15 protein-coding genes and 1 tRNA gene are annotated in these 20,312 nt (G+C 67.0%); 7 read left to right on the forward strand and 9 right to left on the reverse strand.

Annotated elements, in window-relative coordinates; translation table 11 throughout:
* The first annotated feature begins 132 nt into the window (after positions 1-132).
* The gene (locus ACIQC9_RS05465; protein WP_400613219.1) at positions 133-1,758 is read left to right on the forward strand and encodes a pectate lyase; all 1,626 of its coding nucleotides are present in this window, start codon (positions 133-135) and stop codon (positions 1,756-1,758) included.
* A 22-nt stretch (positions 1,759-1,780) separates the two neighbouring features.
* Here ACIQC9_RS05465 and ACIQC9_RS05470 read toward each other — a convergent pair whose 3' ends face one another.
* The 3 genes from ACIQC9_RS05470 to uxaC are packed head-to-tail and all read right to left on the reverse strand — an operon-like array spanning position 1,781 to position 6,165.
* The gene (locus ACIQC9_RS05470) at positions 1,781-3,280 is read right to left on the reverse strand and encodes a UxaA family hydrolase (protein WP_400613221.1); all 1,500 of its coding nucleotides are present in this window, start codon (positions 3,278-3,280) and stop codon (positions 1,781-1,783) included.
* A 3-nt stretch (positions 3,281-3,283) separates the two neighbouring features.
* Positions 3,284-4,753, reverse strand: a complete 1,470-nt coding sequence (locus tag ACIQC9_RS05475) for a mannitol dehydrogenase family protein (protein WP_400613224.1) — start codon at positions 4,751-4,753, stop codon at positions 3,284-3,286.
* A complete protein-coding gene (gene uxaC, locus ACIQC9_RS05480) occupies positions 4,750-6,165 on the reverse strand; it encodes a glucuronate isomerase (RefSeq protein ID WP_400613226.1) in 1,416 nt (471 codons plus the stop codon). Before uxaC ends, ACIQC9_RS05475 begins: the two co-directional genes overlap by 4 nt.
* Positions 6,166-6,329: 164 nt before the next feature.
* Here uxaC and cysD point away from each other — a divergent pair, with 164 nt between their 5' ends.
* Together cysD and cysC are read left to right on the forward strand one after the other, a co-directional pair.
* Positions 6,330-7,247 (forward strand): sulfate adenylyltransferase subunit CysD, encoded by a 918-nt coding sequence (gene cysD / locus ACIQC9_RS05485; protein ID WP_400615396.1) that lies wholly within the window; start codon positions 6,330-6,332, stop codon positions 7,245-7,247.
* Positions 7,247-9,058 carry an adenylyl-sulfate kinase gene (gene cysC, locus ACIQC9_RS05490; RefSeq protein ID WP_400613228.1) on the forward strand — a complete coding sequence of 604 codons (1,812 nt, stop codon included), beginning with the start codon at positions 7,247-7,249 and terminating at the stop codon, positions 9,056-9,058. Before cysD ends, cysC begins: the two co-directional genes overlap by 1 nt.
* On the opposite strand, the gene ACIQC9_RS05495 is transcribed toward cysC, so the two are convergent.
* Together ACIQC9_RS05495 and ACIQC9_RS05500 are read right to left on the reverse strand one after the other, a co-directional pair.
* Positions 9,033-9,311: a SemiSWEET family sugar transporter gene (locus ACIQC9_RS05495; RefSeq protein ID WP_400613230.1), complete on the reverse strand. Its 279-nt coding sequence runs from the start codon at positions 9,309-9,311 to the stop codon at positions 9,033-9,035. The two genes, cysC and ACIQC9_RS05495, sit on opposite strands and share 26 nt — an antisense overlap.
* On the reverse strand, positions 9,308-9,775 hold the full coding sequence (locus ACIQC9_RS05500; protein ID WP_400613231.1) for a low affinity iron permease family protein: 468 nt from the start codon (positions 9,773-9,775) through the stop codon (positions 9,308-9,310). Before ACIQC9_RS05500 ends, ACIQC9_RS05495 begins: the two co-directional genes overlap by 4 nt.
* Before the next feature lie 172 nt (positions 9,776-9,947).
* Here ACIQC9_RS05500 and ACIQC9_RS05505 point away from each other — a divergent pair, with 172 nt between their 5' ends.
* A complete protein-coding gene (locus ACIQC9_RS05505) occupies positions 9,948-12,806 on the forward strand; it encodes a TonB-dependent receptor (protein WP_400613234.1) in 2,859 nt (952 codons plus the stop codon).
* A gap of 75 nt (positions 12,807-12,881) precedes the next feature.
* On the opposite strand, the gene ACIQC9_RS05510 is transcribed toward ACIQC9_RS05505, so the two are convergent.
* Together ACIQC9_RS05510 and ACIQC9_RS05515 are read right to left on the reverse strand one after the other, a co-directional pair.
* A complete protein-coding gene (locus ACIQC9_RS05510) occupies positions 12,882-14,456 on the reverse strand; it encodes an amidase (protein WP_400613235.1) in 1,575 nt (524 codons plus the stop codon).
* Positions 14,457-14,470: 14 nt separating this feature from the next.
* Complete coding sequence (locus ACIQC9_RS05515) at positions 14,471-16,726, reverse strand: S9 family peptidase (RefSeq protein ID WP_400613238.1); 2,256 nt, start codon at positions 16,724-16,726, stop codon at positions 14,471-14,473.
* Between the two features lie 373 nt (positions 16,727-17,099).
* Here ACIQC9_RS05515 and ACIQC9_RS05520 point away from each other — a divergent pair, with 373 nt between their 5' ends.
* Together ACIQC9_RS05520 and ACIQC9_RS05525 are read left to right on the forward strand one after the other, a co-directional pair.
* Positions 17,100-17,915, forward strand: coding sequence for a ferredoxin--NADP reductase (locus ACIQC9_RS05520; RefSeq protein WP_400613240.1), 816 nt, complete (start codon positions 17,100-17,102; stop codon positions 17,913-17,915).
* Positions 17,887-18,231, forward strand: a complete 345-nt coding sequence (locus ACIQC9_RS05525) for a chorismate mutase (RefSeq protein ID WP_400613242.1) — start codon at positions 17,887-17,889, stop codon at positions 18,229-18,231. The genes ACIQC9_RS05520 and ACIQC9_RS05525 overlap by 29 nt, the downstream gene beginning before the upstream one ends.
* Here ACIQC9_RS05525 and ACIQC9_RS05530 read toward each other — a convergent pair.
* Together ACIQC9_RS05530 and ACIQC9_RS05535 are read right to left on the reverse strand one after the other, a co-directional pair.
* The gene (locus ACIQC9_RS05530; protein WP_400613245.1) at positions 18,228-18,581 is read right to left on the reverse strand and encodes an Hpt domain-containing protein; all 354 of its coding nucleotides are present in this window, start codon (positions 18,579-18,581) and stop codon (positions 18,228-18,230) included. The genes ACIQC9_RS05525 and ACIQC9_RS05530 overlap by 4 nt on opposite strands.
* Positions 18,581-19,996, reverse strand: coding sequence for an amino acid permease (locus ACIQC9_RS05535; RefSeq protein WP_400613247.1), 1,416 nt, complete (start codon positions 19,994-19,996; stop codon positions 18,581-18,583). The genes ACIQC9_RS05530 and ACIQC9_RS05535 overlap by 1 nt, the downstream gene beginning before the upstream one ends.
* Before the next feature lie 199 nt (positions 19,997-20,195).
* Here ACIQC9_RS05535 and ACIQC9_RS05540 point away from each other — a divergent pair.
* Positions 20,196-20,271, forward strand: a tRNA-Lys gene (locus ACIQC9_RS05540).
* Positions 20,272-20,312: the final 41 nt, after the last annotated feature.

A 20,312-nucleotide genomic window follows, 5' to 3' on the forward strand; every position in this document is an offset into this window, starting at 1 on the left:
CTGTCGTGACCCCGCATTCCCCTGCGTCAAACTGTCGAAAGAGCCTCTAGGAAACCGGTGTCATCCATGCTTGATTGCCGCCAGCAAACGGCGACAAGACCGTCCAGTGGAAACGTCATCGGAAGTTCTCCCATGTCCATGCGCATGAACCGCCGCACCCTCCTCTCGGCCGCCGCCGCGACCGCCTTCACCGCCACCGCGGCCCCCGCCTTCGCCCAGGCCGCGCCTGACCGCGGCGCCATTCTGACTGCCATGAAGCGCGCAGTCGCCTTCATGACCGACAAGGTCGCCGTCGGTGGCGGCTATGTCTGGAACGTTCTGCCGGACTTCTCTCGCCGCTGGGGCGAGCTGGAAGCCGCGCCGACCATGATCTGGGTCCAGCCGCCCGGAACTGCGACGGTCGGCCACCTGTACCTCGACGCCTATCACGCGACGGGCGACGAACAGTTCTACGAGGCCGCAAAGGCCGCCGCCGACGCCCTTATCCGCGGCCAGCACCCGGCCGGCGGGTGGAACTACGTCATCGACACCGTCAGCGAGGACAACCTTCGCCAGTGGTACGCCACTTACGGCAAGAACGCTTGGCGGATGGAGGAATTCCAGCGCTACTACGGCAACGCCACCTTCGACGACGCCGGCACCGCCGAGGCCTCCCAACTCATGCTGCGGATGTGGGCCGAGAAGCGCGAGCCGCACTACAAGGCCGCGCTCGACAAGGCGCTCGCCTTCGTGCTGGACAGCCAGTACCCGAATGGCGGCTGGCCGCAGCGCTTCCCACGCGTCGCTGACGCCGGCCTGCACGGGCACGAGGATTACACCGGTTACGTCACTTTCAATGACGACGTGGCGGGCGAGAACGTCGAGTTCCTGCTCTACGCCTATCAGGTCACCGGCGACGAACGCCTGCTCGACGCCATCAACCGCGGCATGGACATCTTCGTGCGCACCCAGCAGCCGATGCCCCAGCCGGCGTGGGGCTTGCAGCACTTCCCGGATAGCCTGAAACCCGCCGGCGCCCGCACCTACGAGCCCCAGGCCTTCGCCACCCACACGACCGCCGGCAACATCCGCGCGATGATCGGCTTCTACCGCCTGACGGGCGACCGGAAGTACATCGCCCGCCTGCCCGAGGCGCTGGACTGGCTCGATCAGGTCGCCTCCCCGGCCGCGCTGCGCACGCAAGGCCGGACCCATCCGACCTTCATCCTCGAAGGCTCGAACACCCCGGTCTACATCCACCGCCGGGGCTCGAACATCACCAATGGCGAGTACTACGCGGACACGAACCCGAACAACGTCGTGGCCCACTACGGCTCGTTCCGGATCGTCGACACCGCCGCCCTGCGCGCTGAACTCGCCGCCGCCGAGGCCATGAGCCAGGACGAGATCAGCCGCACCTCGCCGCTGAAGCAGCGTCCCGGCGCGCTGAAACTGCCGAAATACTTCACGCTCAAGGACGTCAACGTCTGGGACATGTCCACGGACGGCCGTCGCGAGCGCAAGCCCGACGCCGGTCGCGCCGCCGAGGTCCTCTCGGCGCTTCGCAGCAAGGACTACTGGTCGGCGCCGATGACCAACACCTCCAACCCCTACATCGGCGAGGCTCCGGCGGCGGTCACGGGTGGCGAGTATCAGGCGACCGACGTTGGCGACCTGTGGGACACCTCGCCATATCGCACCGATTTTCCGGTCGAGGCCATCTCGACCGCCGCCTTCGTGCGCAACATGGGTGATCTGATCGAGACGCTGGAAGGCTGATCGCCAACCGCGGGGCGTGCCCTCAGAGGTACGCCCCGACGGCCCAGGGCACGAACTCGTTGTCGCCGATACCCAGCGCCTCCGACTTCGACGGCTGCCCTGACGCCACGGCCAACATGGCCTCGAAGATCTCGCGACCGACCTCTTCGAGACTGGTCCCGGTCAGCACGGGCGAAGCGTCGATGTCCATGTCCTCATCCATCCACGAGGCCAGCTTCGCATTCGACGCCACCTTGATCGATGGCGCCGGCTTGGCCCCGAAGACCGAACCCCGGCCTGTGGTGAACACGATCAGATTCGCCCCCGACGCGATCTGGCCCGTGGCGGAGCACGGGTCGTAACCGGGACTGTCCATGAAACTGAGTCCCTTCGTCGCCAGGGGCTCGGCATAGCCGATCACATCGTTCAGCGGCGTCGAGCCGGATTTGGCCACCGCACCCAGAGACTTCTCCAGAATGGTCGTCAGCCCGCCCTTCAGATTACCCGGCGACGGATTGTTGTTCAGCTCCATCTGATGCCGCTCGGCGTAGACGCGCCACCAGTCCAGCCGCGCGTTCAGCCGGTCCGCGACACCCTGCGACGCAGCCCGTCTGAGCAGAAGATGCTCGGCGCCCCAGATTTCCGGCGTCTCGGACAGCATCGCCGAGCCGCCGTGTGCGACCAGCAGGTCGACCGCCTTGCCCAGCGCCGGATTGGCCGTCACGCCGGACCACCCGTCCGACCCGCCGCACTGCAGGCCGACGGTCAGATGCGCGGCCGACACCGGCTGTCGCTCGATTTTCGAAGCCTCCTCGACCAGCCCGCGCACGATCGCCGTCCCGGCCTCGATCGCCTTGGCCGTGCCCCCGGCCTCCTGAATCGTCAGGCTGCGTAACTCCGCGCCCGTCTCAAGGCCCGACTTCGCCAGCCAGTCCGGAATCTGGTTCGCCTCGCAGCCCAGCCCGACGATCAGTATCGAATGAAAGTTTGGATGCCGCGCATAGCCCGCCAACGTCCGTTGCAGCAGTTCGACGTCCGTGCTCAGCGAAGAGCCGCCGCATCCGCCCTGATGGGTGAAGGCGACCACGCCGTCCACGCCCGCGGGCAGGCTGTTATCGGGAAAGGCGTCGGCGATCCGCCGCGCGACCGTCGCCGAACAGTTTACGCTGGTCAGCACGCCGATATAGTTCCGCGTCCCGACCCGCCCGTCGGGCCTCACGATCCCCATGAAGGTCGCGCCGTCCAGCGGGGTCGGCGGCACGGCATCCACGCCCACCTCCGCCTCACGCCCGTCTTCGGCCATGGCGAGGTTATGCACATGCACATGGTCGCCGACAGCGATGTCCACCTTCGCCCGCCCGATCACCTGACCGTAGCGCCGGACCACGCCGCCCGGCGCAATCGCTCTGCGCGCGATCTTGTGGCCCGTCGCCACCTCGGCCCGCGCCGCCGCAACCAGCCCGTCCGGCGTCTCGCCCACGGATATGTCGTCGAGCGCGATCGCGACGTCGTCGACGGAGTTCAGGACAAGGACGCGGCTCATGGCTTACTCCGTCACGCGTCGGGCGGCCTCGACGGCGCCGTTCGCGCTGAGGGATAGATAGGCGCCCGTAACCGCCTCGACAAAGCGCGGGTCCGCCGCCAGCGCCGACGGGAATACCGCCGACAGCGTCAGAAGGGCCGCGACCTTGGCCTCTTCGCCGTCCGCGCCCGCCAGCAGCCCGGCCGTCCGGCCCGCCAGCGGATCGTCCACCACCACAGCCTCGCCGCTCTCTGTCACGCCCGATTGCCAGCGCATCCAGGCCGCGATCCCCAGCGCCATCGCCTTGATGTCCTGCCCCGCCGCCAGCCGTTCCGCCGCTCCGGCCAGCAGCCGCTGCGGCAGCTTCTGGGACCCGTCCATGGCGATCTGTCGCGTCCGGTGCATAAGCGCCGAGTTGGAAAAACGCGCCATCAGTTCAGCGCGATAGGCCGCGATGTTCAGACCCGGCGGCGGGTTCAACGTCGTCTCCGCCTCGTCCCACAGCGCCTCGATGAATGCCCGGAACGCCGGCACGGCCACCGCCTCGTGCACATGCTCATATCCGGACAGTGCGCCAAGATAGGCGACAGCTGAGTGCGCCCCGTTCAGCAGGCGCAGCTTGGCGTCCTCCCACGGCTCGACCGCGTCGGTCAGCTGGACGCCCAGAGCCGCGAAATCGGGCCGCTCGCCCGCGAACCGATTCTCGATAACCCACTGGGTGAAGAGCTCGGCCTTGACCATGCCCTCGTCCCGTACGCCCAGCCGCGCTTCCAGCCGCGCCACATCGTCGGGCGTCGTCGCCGGCACGATCCGGTCGATCATCGTCTGCGGAAAGGCCCCCTCAGCCTCGATCCAGTCGGCCAGCGCCGGCTCCACCCGCCGCGCCATCGCCAGCACGCCGGCGCGGATGCGCTTGCCGTTATGCGGAAGGTTGTCGCAGCTGATCACCGTAAACGGCCTCAGCCCCCTCGCCTTCCGCTCCCGCAGCGCCGCGACGATGAAGCCTGGCGCCGTGCGCGGAGCCGACAGGTCCGCGAGATCCGCCGCTACCTCGGGATCATCCATCAGCAGCTCGCCCGTCGTCGGGTCCAGCCGATAGCCCTTCTCGGTCACCGTCAGCGTCACGATATGCACATCTGCATCCGCCATCGCCGCGACCAGCGCCGCCGGCTTCTCCGGCCCCACCAGCACGCCGCGACAGGCGCCGATGACCCGCAGGTGCTCCTCCGCCCCGTCGCGAACGACCAGCGTATAGAGCCCGTCCTGCGGGTCCAGCTGATCCCGAACGCCCGGTGACCGCAGCGACGCCCCCAGCACGCCCCAGCGCAGGTCGCCGCTCGCCAGCGCATCGTCGAACACGACCGCCTGATGCGCCCGGTGAAACGCCCCGATGCCCAGATGCACGACGCCCGTCTTCGCCGCCGCCCGGTCATAACCCGGCCGCGCGACCTCGGCGGGCAAGCCCGCCAGCGTCTGGTCCGACAGTCGCGTCACAGCTTGTAGGCCGCCTTGACCAGATCATAGGTCAGCGCCCGCGCCGTCTCATGCGCCTCGTCCTCTTCCAGCCGGTGCTCGACGACCAGCTTCGCCAGCCAGCCGCAGTCCATCCGCCGCGCCACGTCGTGCCGCGCCGGGATCGACAGGAAGGCCCGCGTGTCGTCGTTGAAGCCGACGGTGTTGAAGAAGCCACCTGTTTCGGTCGCCTGCTCGCGGAACCGGCGCATGCCCTCCGGACTGTCATGGAACCACCACGGCGGCCCCAGCCGCAGCGACGGATAATGCCCCGCCAGCGGCGCCAGCTCGCGGCTGTAGCTGGTCTCGTCGAGCGTGAAGAGGATCAGCGTCAGGCGCGGGTCCGATCCGAACCGGTCCAGCAGCGGCTTCAGCGCGCGCACATAGTCGGTCTGCGTCGGAATATCCGCGCCCTTGTCCCGGCCGTAGCGGGCGAAGACCGTGCCGTTGTGATTGCGGAAGCTGCCGGGATGCAGCTGCATCACCAGCCCGTCCTCCACCGACATCGCCGCCATCTCGGTCAGCATCTGACCGCGGAACAGCTCAGCGTCCGCCGCGCTCGCCGGTCCGGTCGAGACCCGACGGAACAGCGCCTCCGCCTCGGGCTTCGACAGATCGGCGGTGAACGCCGTCGGGTGACCGTGGTCTGTCGAGGTCGCCCCCATCTCCGCGAAGAAGGCCCGGCGGTCCCGCAGCGCCTGCAGATAACCCTCCCAGCTCAGCGTATCGCGGCCCGTCTGATCGGCCAGAACCTTCAGATTGTCGCGGAAGCCTTCATAGTCCGGGTCCAGCACCGGGTCCGGCCGATAGGCGGTCAGCACCCGACCCTTCCAGCCCGAGTCTCGAATGGTCTGGTGGTGCTTCAGTTCGTCGAGCGGCGACTCCGTCGTGGTCAGCACCTCGATATTGTAGCGGTCGAACAGGGCGCGTGGCCGGAACGCGTCTGTCTTCAGCGCCGCATCGATGACATCGTAATAGTGGTCCGCCGTCTCGGCCGACAGCCGCACGTCGATCCCGAACGCTTCCGAATAAACCCAGTCATGCCAGATGCGCGACGGCGTGCCGTGGAACAGATGATAGTTCTCCGCGAACCGCCGCCAGATCTTGCGCGGATCAGTCTCCACCGCCCCACCGTCCGCCCGGGGAACGCCCAGGTCCTCCATAGCCACGCCCTGGCTGTAGAGCATGCGGAAGACGTAATGGTCGGGCGTGATCAACAGCTCCGCCGGGTTGGCGAACGACTCGTTCAGCGCGAACCACGACGGATCCGTGTGCCCGTGCGGGCTGATGATCGGCAGGTCCTTGATCTCGGCGTACAGCCGACGGGCCACAGTCCGTGTGTCCGGATCGGCCGGAAACAGGCGGTCGGGATGAAGACGCAACGGATGGGGCATCGGACACGGCCTCTTGTCGGGCTTGGTGAAAGCGGCCGCCCTCCCGGCTGGCCGATGCCAGTTATGACACCGGTGGCATTCCGGATGCAAACGGACTTTCGAAGGCTGTTCTTTCAGGCCGCTTGATCCCCGCCCCCGCCTCCGTCAGGTTCGCCGCCAATCCCTTGCAGAGCTGCGCCCTGACCGACGATCGCCACCTCGACCATCTGGAAGCGGAAGCCATCCAGATCCTGCGCGAAACCGTCGCCGAATGCGCCCGGCCGGTCATGCTGTATTCCGCGGGCAAGGACTCGGCGGCCATGCTGCACCTGGCGCGGAAGGCCTTCTTTCCCGCCCCGCCGCCCTTCCCCTTGCTGCATGTCGACACAGCCTGGAAGTTTCGGGAGATGTACGCCTGTCGCGACGCCGCCGCCGCGCTCGCCGGCATGCCTCTGCTGGTCTGGCGTAATCCGGAGGCTGAGGCGGCGGGGATCAACCCCTTCGACCACGGCGCCCGTGTCCACACCGACATGTGGAAGACCCAGGGCCTCAAGCAGGCCCTCGACCACCACGGCTTCGACGCCGCCTTCGGAGGCGCCCGCCGGGATGAGGAGAAGAGCCGCGCCAAGGAACGCGTCTTCTCCTTCCGCAACGCCGCGCACCAGTGGGACCCCCGTGCGCAGCGGCCGGAGCTCTGGTCGCTCTATAACGCCCGCGTCCATGCGGGAGAATCGGTTCGGGTGTTCCCGCTCTCGAACTGGACCGAGATCGACGTGTGGCGGTACGTCCTGCGCGAGCGGCTTGAGGTGGCGTCGCTCTACTTCGCGGCCGAGCGCCCCGTCGTCCGTCGCGACGGTGCTCTGATCGTGCTGGACGACGACCGGGCACCGCTGCGGCCATCCGAGACCGTCGAAACGCTGCGCGTTCGCTTCCGCACCCTCGGCTGCTGGCCCCTGACCGGCGCCATCGAGAGCGACGCGGCCGACCTGCCCGCCGTCATCGCCGAAATGCTGGCCTCCGACGCGTCAGAGCGTCAGGGACGGGTGATTGATCAGGACCCCGGCGCCTCCATGGAGCTGAAGAAGCGCGAGGGCTATTTCTGATGGCTCGCGACCTGATCCGGCTGATCACCTGCGGCTCGGTTGACGACGGCAAGTCCACCCTGATCGGCCGCCTGCTGCACGACGTCGGCGCGATCCCGGCGGATCAGATCGACGCCGTCCGCGACACCTCGGGCGAACCGGACGTGGCCCGGCTGTTCGACGGCCTCGCGGCAGAGCGGGAACAGGGCATCACCATCGACGTCGCCTACCGCCAGTTCGAAACCGGCGGCCGTCGTTTCATCCTCGCGGATACGCCGGGTCATCCCCAGTACACCCGCAACATGGTCACGGCCGCCTCGACGGCGGACATCGCCGTGGTGCTGGTCGACGCCCGCAAGGGCGTCCTGCCGCAGACCCGTCGCCACACCTACCTGGTCGCCCTGCTTGGCGTTCGCCGCATCCTGCTGGCGGTCAACAAGATGGATCTGGTCGGGTGGTCGCCGGAGGTCTTCGACGAGATCGTCGCCGACTACCGGGTCCTCGCCGCCCAACTGGGCGTGAATCAGGTGGACGCCATCCCCCTGTCCGCTCTCACAGGGGAGAACGTCGCCCGCCCCGCGGATGACGGGCGCGAGGGCCCTAACCTGCTGAGTTGGCTCCAGACCGTCACGATCGACGACGCCGCGCCGACTCCGTTTCGCATGCCCGTTCAATGGGTCAACCGACCTGACCGGGATTTCCGGGGCTACGCAGGCCGGATCGTCTTCGGAACCGTTCGCCCCGGCGACCGGATTCGCGTCCTGCCCTCGGGCGCTGAAGCCATCATCGACCGCATCGTCGATATGGACGGCGACCTCGACGAAGCCGGCGCCGATCGCTCCGTCACCCTGACCTTGCGTGAGCACGTAGACGTGGCCCGGGGAGACGTCCTTGCCGCCGCCGATGATGCGCCCGAGATCGCGGACCAGTTCGAGATCGACCTCGCCTGGATGTCGGCCGCCCCCCTGCTCCCCGGCCGGACCTATCTGGTGAAGCTGGGGGCGACGACCCTGCCCGGCCGGATCACCGAGATCCGTCACAAGGTGAACGTCGAGACGCTGGAACCGCTCGCCGCCCGCACGCTTGAACTCAACGACATCGCCATCTGCCGCCTGAGTCTGGACGCGAACGTGCCGTTCGAACCCTACGCGGTCAGCCGCGATCTCGGCGGCCTGATCCTGATCGACCGCCAGACCAACGAAACAGCCGGCGCCGGCATGATCCGCTTCGCCCTGCGCCGCGCGTCCAACGTCCGCTGGCAGGCCATCGACGTCACCCGCAAGGCCCGGGCCGAGCTGAAGCACCAGCGACCGCTCGTGCTCTGGTTCACCGGCCTGTCAGGAGCCGGCAAGTCGACCATCGCCAACCTGATCGACAAGCGCCTGTTCGCCGAAGGCCGCCACGCCTTCCTGCTGGACGGCGACAACGTCCGCCACGGCCTGAACCGCGACCTCGGCTTCACCGAAGCCGACCGTGTCGAGAACATTCGCCGCCTGACCGAAGTCGCCCGCCTGATGGCGGACGCCGGCCTGATTGTCCTCGTCTCCGCCATCTCGCCCTTCGCCGCCGAGCGTCGCATGGCGCGCGAGCGAATGCAGCCGGGTGAGTTCGTTGAAATCTTCGTCGACGCCCCCCTCGACATCGTCGAGGCCCGTGACCCCAAGGGGCTCTATCGCAAGGCGCGCTCGGGTCAGCTGACCAACTTCACCGGCATCGACAGCCCGTATGAACGGCCGAACGACCCCGACATCCACATCGACGCCTCGCGCACATCGCCCGAAGAGGCCTGCGACCTGATCCTGTCGGCTATCCGCGATCGCCTGATCGGCTGAACTTCCACTTCAGCCCCAGCACGACGGCTGACATCGCCAGCGCGCAGCTGTTGGCCACGATGATCGGCCACGCCCCACTGATGACCCCATAGGTCGTCCAGAGGATGAATCCGATGACGGTAAGCGAATAGGTCTTCAGGGACACCGCCGAAGCGTCTTTGTCCCGCCAGATCTTGATCATCTGCGGCGCGAAGCTGGCGATGGAGCACAAGGCGGCGCCGGTGCCGACCACGTTCGCCCAGATCTGGCTCATACCCGGGCCTTCGAAGTGCGTGAGGATTTCGCAGCACCCGGCTGCGTGTCGGCCGAGATTTCTTTCCTTGCGGGCCTGCCCTTGATCGCCCTCGCCGGCTTGCCGCTGTGAACGGCCGCGCCTCGCGCTTCAACCTCCTCGAGGATCTTGTCCAGCTCATCCTCGGTCAGGTGCTCGATGCCAATAAACCGGGCATCCGCCGCCCGTACCGCAAAGACCAGCTCATCCAGCTTGGCCTGCATTGCAGCGCCGTCCCGATTCTGGGTGTTCTGGATCAGGAAGACCATCAGGAAGGTGATGATGGTCGTGCCGGTGTTGATCACCAGCTGCCACGTTTCATTGAACTTGAAGATCGGCCCCGTCACCGCCCACAACAGGACGATCAGCACGCAGCCGATGAATGTCCACGGCTTGCCCGCAACCTTGGCGGTCAAGGTGGCGAAGCGGACAAAGAACCTGTTCATGGCCGCATAACCCCGCCGAACAGTGAAGGTTGCGCTGTTGTCACTTGCGGGAAACGCAAATCGGTGTAGCTTTGATGACACCGGTGGCACTTAGGCGTGGTGCAGAAATGACACCGGTTACTTCGCATTGATCGGGCCCGAGAAGCTCGACGGCGTCTGGGAGGATAAGGCTATGAAAACCATTACGGGCAATCGCGCGCGCCTGCTTGGCGCATCCATGGGCGTTCTCGCCCTCGCCGCCGCCAGCTCGGCCGCCGCACAGAACCCTGCGCAGGATCCTGCGCCCCAGGACGAGGAGGCCACCTCCGTCGAGGACGTCGTCGTCACGGGCTTCCGCGCCAGTCTGGCCAGCGCCCTGAACATCAAGCGCAATGAAGCCGGTGTCGTCGACGCCATCTCGGCCGAAGACATCGCCGACTTCCCGGACACCAACCTCGCCGAATCGATCCAGCGCATCCCGGGCGTTTCCATCGACCGCGACGCCGGCGAAGGCCGCTCGATCACCGTGCGCGGCCTGAGCTCCGAGTTCACCCGCACCCGCATCAACGGCATCGAATCGCAGGCCACCACGGGCGCCACCGACTCGTCGGGCAGCACCAACCGCGGCCGCGGCTTCGACTTCAACGTCTTCGCGTCCGAACTCTTCAACAACATCACCGTCCGCAAGACCTCGTCGGCCGAGGTCGAGGAAGGGTCGCTGGGCGCCACCGTCGACCTGCGCACCAGCCGGCCGTTCGACTACTCCGGCTTCACCTCCGCGGCCTCGGTCCAGTTCGGTTACAACGACCTGTCGGAGTCCTGGAGCCCCCGCTACGCGGCGCTGGTCTCGAACCGCTTCTTCGACGATCAGGTCGGCGTGCTGTTCTCGATCGCCTACAGCGACAAGGACTCGATCGAGGAAGGCTTCAGCTCGGTTCGCTGGGGTCCGGCTAACGGCGACAACGGCTTCCAGAACCCGGCCGCCCTGCCCGGCGGCGCGGCCGCAGCCGGCGGGATCTTCCACCCGCGCATCCCCCGCTTCGGCCGACTGGAGCATTCGCAAGAGCGCACAGGCGCCACCCTGTCGCTGCAATGGCGTCCGAACGATGGCCGCACGACCCTCACTGTCGACGCCCTCTATTCCAAGCTCGACTCCAGCCGCTACGAGAACTTCCTCGAAGCCTGGTCGCTGAGCCGCAACGCCTCGCAGGGCGGCAAGCCCGAGGTGGACATCAACACCGTCGAGGTCGATCCCGAGACCGGCGAAATGGTCTACGTCGTGCTGGACGACATGGACATGCGCAGCGAGCAGCGTTTCGACGAACTGGCGACGACCTTCACCCAGTACACCGCCGAACTTGAGCACGAGTTCAGCGACAGCCTCAGCTTCTCCGGCACCGTCGGCCAATCCCGGTCGGGCTTCAGCATCCCCCTGTCAATCACGGCCATCATCGATCGTCAGAATACCGACGGCTACAGCTGGGATTTCCGTCAGGACCGGAACCTGCCGCTGATCACCTACGGCTTTGATGTCGCCAATCCGGCCAACTGGAGCATCACGGGCCCGACCGGCCTGCTGCAGTCGGAAATCCGCATCAGCACCACGGCGCAGGTCAACACCTACACGACCGCCGAGGGCGCCTTCAAATGGGTGCTGGACGACATCTTCACCCTGAAGGCCGGCGCCAGCTTCAAGGAGTATGAGTCTGTCGGGTCCGGCACGGCCCGCCTGACCAACCCGGGCCCCGCCCTGCCCGCCGGTGTCACTATCGCTGACGTCACCAGCATCCTGACCGGTTTCGGCAAGGGCCTTGGCCTTCCGGCCGGTTCGGCGACCTCTTGGGTCATTCCGGACCTCGAGAAGTATCGCAACGTCTTCGACTGGGACTGCAACTGCATCACCGGCGCGCCGGGCGGCGATTTCCGCCTGCTGGGTCTCTCGAACACCTCGACGCTGGGCAGTTGGCGAAACGTGACTGAGAAGGACACCGGTCTGTGGGTCCAGATGGACTGGAACACCGAGATCGGCTCAATGCCCTTCCGCGGCAACGTGGGCGTCCGTCAGGTGAAGACCGAAGTCGAGGCCCTGGGCTACTCCGCCGTCGCGGGCGTCGCGGTTCCGACGACGGGCCTGAACGAATATGACGACACCCTGCCGTCGGTGAACGTCTCGATCGAACCAATGGAAAATCTGATCGTCAGGTTCGCTGCGGCCAAGGTCATGGCCCGCCCGCCCGCAACCAGTCTCGCTCCGGTCTTCACGCTCAGCGCCGTCGCCGCTCCGAACCCCAGCGCTTCGCTGGGCAATGTCGAGCTCGAACCCTATCGCGCGAAGACCTACGACCTTTCGGTGGAATGGTACTTCGCGCCCGAGTCCCTGCTGTCCTTCGCCTACTTCTACAAGGACATCTCGACCTACGTTCAGACCACGATCCAGAACCTGCCATACGCCCAGCTGACGGCGCTCAATCCTGTAGCCTTCCCCGCCAGCCCCCAGCGCGACCCAACCCTGTCGTACGCCTATTCCACCCCGACGAACACGCCCGGGGGGCCCCTCAAAGGCTTCGAGATCAGCTATCAGCAGCCCTTCACCTTCCTGCCGGGCGCATTCTCGAACCTCGGCATCCAGGCGAACTACACGCACGTCGAATCCGAGATCAACTACTGCACGACGGCCACCTGCGCGGTGTTCGTGACCGCCAATCTGGTGAACCTGTCGCCCAACGCGTGGAACACGACGCTTTACTACGACGACGGCAAGTTCAACGCCCGCATCTCGGGCGCCTACCGGGACGACTACTACCAGCAGGTTCCGGCGGCCAACGGCGGTACGCGCGGCATCGCCGTCACAGGCAAGACGGAGACCTTCAGCGTCGACGCCTCGGCCTCGTACAGCCTGACCGATAACCTGACCCTGTCGTTGGAAGGCATCAACCTGACCGACGAGTTCAACCGCCAGAACCACAGCGAACTGGATGGGGTGCGCGACAGCACCTACGTCTACCACCACACCGGCCGTCAGGTCTTCGTGGGCGCCCGCTACAAGTTCTGACGACCCTCTCTGCTCCCAAGCAGCATCCTCACGCCGGGCGCGGGCCCAATCCCGCCCCGGCGTTTTCTTTTGGATTCAGTGCAGCGGGGCCAGCAGCGGAGCCGTCGCCTCCATGTCATCGATCGAGCGTGCGAACGTCGGCGGCCGAATGGCCTGCGTCAGCTGTTCGAACGCATAACCCAGCGACAGCACCTTGGCGTCTTCCCACTTGCCCGCGATGAAGCTCATCCCGACCGGCAAGCCGTCGACGAAGCCCATGGGCACGGTCAAGTGCGGATAGCCCGCGATGGCCGGCATGCTCGACGCCGAGCCGCCGTAGTGGTCGCCGTTGATCACATCCGTCGTCCACGCGGGGCCGGTCGTCGGCGCGATGAGGGCGACCACATTGTTCTCCCGCATCAGCTTGTCGATGCCCTCCGCGCCCGCCAGCCGCAGCGAGGTCTCGCGCGCCCGGATGTACTCGGGGTCGCTCAGGCCCTTCGTCTGCTCGGCGCGGAGGAACAGCTCCTGCCCAAACAGCGCCAACTCGCGGGGCTTGGCTTCGTTGAAGGCGATCACGTCGGCCAGAGTCCGGGTCTTCACCTGTGCCGGGTCGGTCGAGGCCAGATAGGCGTTCAGATCCACCTTCAGCTCGGTCAGCAGCACCGTCAGTTCGGCCCCGCCCATCGCGTTCTCGTCCGGGCCTTCGGTCAGGTCGACGATCACCGCGCCCGCTTCCCGAAGCCGCGCCAGACTGGCCCCGAACACCGCATCCGTCTTCGCCGAGTAGCCCATGGCGAAGCGCATGACGCCGATCCGCGCGCCGCGCAGCGAACCGGCGTCCAGCGCGGACCGGTAGTCGACCTTGCGCGCATCCGCCTCAGCCGTCGCGGCGTCGGCCGGATCAGTCCCGGCGATGACGGAGAGCACCATTGCCGCATCCTCGACCGTCCGCGTCATAGGCCCGGCCGTGTCCTGCGAATGGCTGATCGGGACGATGTGCGTCCGGCTGACCAGCCCGACGGTCGGCTTGAAGCCCACGATGCCGTTGATCGCCGCCGGACAGACGATCGACCCGTCCGTTTCCGTTCCGATCGCCGCCGGGGCCAGCCCCGCCGCCACCGCCGCCCCGCTGCCCGAGGACGAGCCGCAGGTGTTGCGGTCCAGCGCATGCGGATTGCGCGTCAACCCGCCGACCGCGCTCCATCCGCTGGTGGAGTTGTTCGACCGGATATTGGCCCATTCCGACAGATTGGTCTTGCCGATGATGACCGCGCCGGCGTCCCTCAGCCTTCTGACCAGCGGCGCATCGCGGCCCGGCGCATTGCCCGCCAACGCCAGCGAACCGGCCGTCGTCGGCATGTCCGCCGTTTCGATATTGTCCTTGAGCAGGATGGGCGTGCCTCGCAATGGGCCATTCGGGATCGCGATGCCGCCGCCATCAAGGATCGCGGGGTGGCCGGCGATCACTGCGTTCAGCGGTCTATCTCCCGCATCCGCACTCAGCATCACGGCGATCGAGCCGTCCAGGGCGTTCCGCCCGGGAACGCGCCCGTCCACAACGTCAGCGACGGATGGTGACTGAAACACCCGTCCGCCGTCGTCTGCCGAGATTGCCCATGTCCCGTCGCTATTGGGCGTTGCACAGCCTGCGATGACCAGAGTGGTCATCAGTCCCGCGAGCGCTACTCCGCGTCGTGCGACTGTCTTCCGATCGTGCGATCGAAGAAGTCCAGATACGTCCGCCATTGCTGCAGCTGCCTTTCGTTGCCCCGCACGCCGTGGCGCTGGCCGGGGTAGAGCATCAGTTCGAACGGCTGGCTGTTCTGCTGCAGCGCGTTGATCACACGGGTCGAGTTCTCAAGGATGACGTTGTCATCCGCCATGCCGTGCATCAGCAGCATCCGGCCCGTCATGTTCGGCAGGCGCGGAATGGCGTCCGACGCCGCATAGCCTTCCGGATTCAGCTCCGGCGTCGACATGAAGCGCTCGGTGTAGTGGGTGTCGTACAGGCCCCACTCTGTCGGCGGCGCGCCCACGGCGGCGGCGGCCAGACCCATCTTCGGCTCCGTGATCGCCATCAGGCTCATGAAGCCGCCGTACGACCAGCCCATCATCGCGATCCGGGCGTCGTCGACATAGGGCAGCGACCGCAGATAGTCCGCCGCCAGCACCTGGTCCTCGATTTCCGGCTGACCCATCTTCAGATAGAGCGCCTGCTTGAACCGGGCCGACCGGTCGCCCTCGCCGCGGTTGTCCAGACGGAAGACGATGTAGCCGGCCTCGGTCAGAAGCTGGTTGGTCGCCGGCTGCCAGCCCCGACGCACCCCGCCGCCCGACGGCCCGCCATAGACCTGCATCACGACCGGATAGGTCTTCGTCGGATCGAACCCCGGCGGTGTCGTCATCTGCCAGACCAGCGTCTCGCCGTGGCTCTCCAGCTCGCCGAACGTCACCTCGCCGCGGCGCGACACGTAGGGCCAGGACGGGTGGGTCTCATCCAGCTTGTTCTGCTCGATCCAGCGCACGAACGTGCCGTCCGCCTGATACAGGCCCGACTGCATCGGCGTGGTCAGGTCGGTGTAGTTGCCGACGAAGGACGTGCCCGTCCGGTTCATCGACGCGCTCCACCAGCCGCCGGCCGGCGTCACCGCCACCGGGGTGGTCGTCCGGTTCAGGCTGGCGCGGAACAGCTGCTGCTCGATCGGCATTTCCTTGCCGTCGCGCATGGAGGCAGTGAAGAAGACCTCGCCCGTCCGCTGGTTGACCCCGCTCAGGCCCTTGATCGCATAGTCGCCGCGCGTGATCGCCCGCAGCCGGCGACCGTCGCGGTTGTAGAGGTAGAGATGCCGCCAGCCGCTCTCTTCCGACGACCAGATGAAGTTGCCGTCTTCCAACGCGCGGAAGTCGTTGTTCAGCGACACCCAGGCGTCCGAGCGCTGGGTCACGATCACCCGCGATTGACCCGTCGCGGGATCGACGCTCAGCAGGTCCAGCGTCTTCTGGTCCCGGCTCTCGCGCTGCACGTAAAGGATTGCGCCGTTGGCCGACCAGTTGACCCGCGCCAGATAGATGTCGGGGTTGTCGCCCAGATCCACCTTCACCCGCTGGCCTGACTGCCGGTCATGCACATAAAGCTCGACCACGGCGTTCGGCCGCCCGGCGCGCGGATAGCGCTGCTGAACCGTCGTCGCGCCGGCGCCGGTGATGTCCAGACGGGGAATGACGTCGACGGTTGACTCGTCGGTCCGCTGCAAGGCGATGTAGCGCTCGGTCGGGCTCCACCAGTAGCCGGTGTCCCGATCCATCTCTTCCTGCGCGATGAACTCCGCCGTGGCCCAGGTGATCAGGCCGTCGCCATCCGTCGTAACGGCGGTCTCGGCGTTGGTCGCCAGATCATAGACGACCAGATCCTGGTCCCGGACCCACGAAACGAAGTTCCCCTTGGGCGACACCTTGGCGTCGATCTCGTCCGCCGCGGTCTCGGTCAGGCGGCGCACCTGCCCGCCTTCACGGCTGGCGAGGAACACGTCGCCCTCCAGCGGCGCAAGGATGTAGCGCCCCTGTTCGTCCCATGAATATTCGACGACGCCGCGCTGGCTGATCCGCATCCGCTCGCGACGGGCCTTCTCGGCCTCGGACAGTTCTCCAGCATCCGGAACCAGCGCCCGCGCATCGATCAACTTGAAGGGTTCGCCGGCGCCCGTCGGGGCCGCCCACAGATCCTGCGTGTCCACGTCGTCAGGGCGCGACCGCAGGAATGCGACCAGCGCCCCGTCAGGCGACAGGCTGACGCCCTTGGCCACCGGCCCGGCCAGACTCGGATTGGCGAACACCCTCTCGGGCGTCAGGACCGCCGGGTCCGGAGTTTGCGCCAGAGCGGCTGAAAGCGGCGTGACCGACGCGACGAACAGGGTGGAGGCGAGCAGGATGTTACGCATGGCCGGACGCTAGAGGCGGAATCCGCCGTCGTCACCCCCCCAACACTCCCGACACCTTCCATCCCTGCCAAATCCTGCACAAAGCCTCCATCCCGCACCGATGTCATGAGCACCAGAACGACGGAAACACGCGGTACGACCCGATCTGACGCAGCCGCCTGCTAGACCTCAGGCCACCCGGATCTTTGACAATCGAATCCTGAGTTCCCGTCTGGCGGCGGCCCCGGTGGCGATCGGCTCGCGGGAGCTACGTTGGCAGGGAGTATCGAGAAGACAGGGTTTCGCACTTTTTCCAGTGACAGGGGCCCGGTTGCGAGATGCGGCGCCGCCTGCCCTTCCGCATTGGCTCCGCACCCCCTAATAAGCCCCCGCAATGACCGACGTCGCCGTCTCCGCCCCTCTCGCCAAGGCCTCGCCCTTCCACGAACTGGAAGTCCTGTCCGTCCATCACTGGACCGACCAGCTGTTCAGTTTCCGCATCGCCCGGCCCGAGGATTTCCGCTTCCGCTCCGGCGAGTTCGTGATGATCGGCCTGCCCGGCGAAGACGGCGGCAAGCCCGTCCTGCGCGCCTATTCGATCGCGTCGCCCGCGTGGGACGAGGAACTGGAGTTCTTCTCCATCAAGGTGCCGGACGGCCCCCTCACCTCCCGCCTGCAGAAGATCCAGCCGGGCGACATCGTCCTGATGGGCAAGAAGCCCACGGGCACCCTCGTGCTGGACGCCCTGACCGGCGGCGAACGTCTCTGGCTGATCGGCACCGGCACCGGCCTCGCGCCGTGGCTTTCGGTTGCCCGTGATCCCGACACCTATAGCCGCTTCGGACAGGTCATCGTCTGCCACACGGTGCGTAACGTGGCCGACCTCGCCTACCGCGACTTCTTCACCGCCGGCATCCACGAGGACCCGCTGATCGGCGACGAGGCGAAGGCGCAGCTGACCTACTATCCCACGGTCACCCGCGAGCGATTCGAGACGCCTGGCCGGATCACCGACCGGATCAAGTCGGGCGACATCTTCGCCGACCTCGGCCTGCCGATCGGCTTCTCGCCCAACAGCGATCGCATCATGCTGTGCGGCTCGATGGCCATGATCAAGGAGACGGGCGAACTGCTCGAGACCTATGGCCTGAAGGAAGGCTCGAACGCCGAGCCGGGCGACTATGTGCTGGAGCGCGCCTTTGTCGGATGAAGTTCGCATCGACGCCCGGGTCGCGCCCGAGGCCTGTCAGTCCATGACCGATGTCCGTCAGGGCGTCGACGCCCTCGACCGCGCGCTTGTCCTGATGCTGGCCGAGCGCCAGCGCTATATGGAGGCCGCCGCCCGCATCAAGCCCAGCCGGGACGTGGTCCATGACGACGCCCGTATTGAGGATGTGGTGTCGAAGGTCCTCGCCGCCGCCGGTCCCGCCGGCCTCTCGGCCGACATCGCCGAACCCGTCTGGCGCACCCTGATCGACCGCTGCATCGCCCACGAGTTCGCGGCCTGGGACCGGACGCGGGGCTAGCCTTTCAGCGATCTCAGCATCAGTTCATGGCGATACGCCGCCACGTCTGTAAGCGCCGTCTCCAGCGCGTCCCGCACTCGCTCCAGCAGCGGCGGCGCATCCGCGGTCTCCGCCGCCTCGGCTGCCTGACACGCCTCGGCCAGCGCCCCTGCGCCGATGCCCGCAGCCGCGCCCCGGATCGTGTGGGCGGCGTCGCGCCAGCCCTCTTCGCGCACGTCCAGCATCGGCTCCCACAATGCCGCCTGCTGAGCGAACAGGCCCAGCACCTCCTCGCCGATCGCGTCGTCCCCGCCGGTCATCGACTCCAGCACGCCGAAATCGACCGCCCCGGACAGGTCGCGCCGCGCCATCAGCCCTCGACCTCTTCGCCCCGGGCCAGCCGCGAGTTCCGCGATGACCAAGCGAAATAGATCACCAGCCCGACCACGTTCCAGACGAGGAACCACAGCTGGGTCTTCGCCTGCAGGCTCAGGAAAAAGACCACGCAGCCGATCATCGTGATCGCCCCCACCACTGGCCACAGCGGCGCCTTGAACACCCGCGGCCGATTCGGATCGCGCACCCGCAGCACGACGAGGCTCAGTCCCACGGCGAAGAACGCCGCCAGTGTCCCCGCATTGGCCAGCGACGCCAGCTCATCCAGCCGCATCACGCCTGCGAGGATCGCCACGACCACTGCGGTGAAGATGGTCACCACGGCCGGAACGCCTCGCGCCGAGACCTTCGCCAGCCGGCGCGGCAGCAGCCCGTCCCGGGCCATGCCGAGGAAGATCCGGCTCTGCCCGAAGAGGAAGGCCAGCAGGACGGTCGGCAGGGCGACCACGGCGCTCGCCGCGATCCACTGCGCCGCCGTCCCCTGCCCCATCTCGCGCAGGATCAGCGCCAGCGGCTCGGGGCTGTCAGCGAACGAGGCCACCGGCCGGGCCCCGATCGCCGCGGCCGCCACGACCAGATACAACGCCGTACAGATCAGCATCGACCCGACGATGCCGATGGCGAGGTCACGCTCCGGCCGCTTGGTCTCTTCTGCCGCCGTCGAAATGGCGTCGAAGCCGTAGAAGGCGAAGAAGATGATCGCCGCCGCCGCCATCACCCCCGTCTGCACGAACGGCGCGCCGAAGCCGTTGGGCATGAACGGCGTGAAGTTAGCCTCGTTGAACGCCGGCAGGGCGATGGCCACAAAGGCGATCAGGGCGACGATCTTGATCACCACCAGAATCGCGTTGACCGTCGCGCTCTCCCGCGTGCCCAGCAACAGCAGCCCGGTCACCACCGCGATGATCGCCACCGCCGGCAGGTTCAGCACTCCACCCGCCACGTGCGGTCCGACGGTCAGCGCCAGCGGCAGATCGACCCCCATACCGTTCAGGAACCCGACCGCATACCCGGACCAGCCCACCGCAACCGCCGACACGACCAGCGAGTACTCAAGGATCAGGCTCCACCCCACGACCCAGGCGATCAGCTCGCCCAGCACCGCATAGGAGTAGGTATAGGCGCTGCCCGCCGCCGGCATCATGGTCGACAGCTCGGCGTAGGCCAGCGCCGCACAGGCGCAGACCAGTCCGGCCAGCGCGAAGCTGATCATAACCGCCGGCCCCGCCAGTCCGGCGCCCACGCCGATCAGCGTCAGGATCCCGGTCCCCACGATCGCACCTACGCCCAGCGCCAGCAGGTGCGGCCAGCTCAGCGTCTTCTTCAACGCATGCCCGTCGTGCGGGGCGATCATGGCGTCTATCGAACGCCTGCGGTTCCAGAAGGCCATGGTCGTCTCCCCCGTCGCCGCTCGCCGGCGGCTGATTCAGAAACCGACCCTACCCCCTTGTGCGACAAAGCGGAACGCGGCCCGAAATCCCCTTGCGCACGAGGATAAAGGCCTCTATGTCCGCCCCCTTCGCCGATCCCGGTTCGGGACAGGCGGACGCGGCACGGGCCTTGCGAGGCGCCGACCAGACGAATGGTCCGGGTGATTAGCTCAGTTGGTAGAGCAGCTGACTCTTAATCAGCGGGTCGTAGGTTCGAACCCTACATCACCCACCATCGTCTCCTCTCAAACGCACTGAAGCCCCGATCAGCGGCCG

Origin of the sequence: Brevundimonas sp. NPDC092305, from assembly GCF_044755415.1 — a bacterium.
In the GTDB taxonomy this organism is placed as follows: Bacteria; Pseudomonadota; Alphaproteobacteria; order Caulobacterales; family Caulobacteraceae; genus Brevundimonas.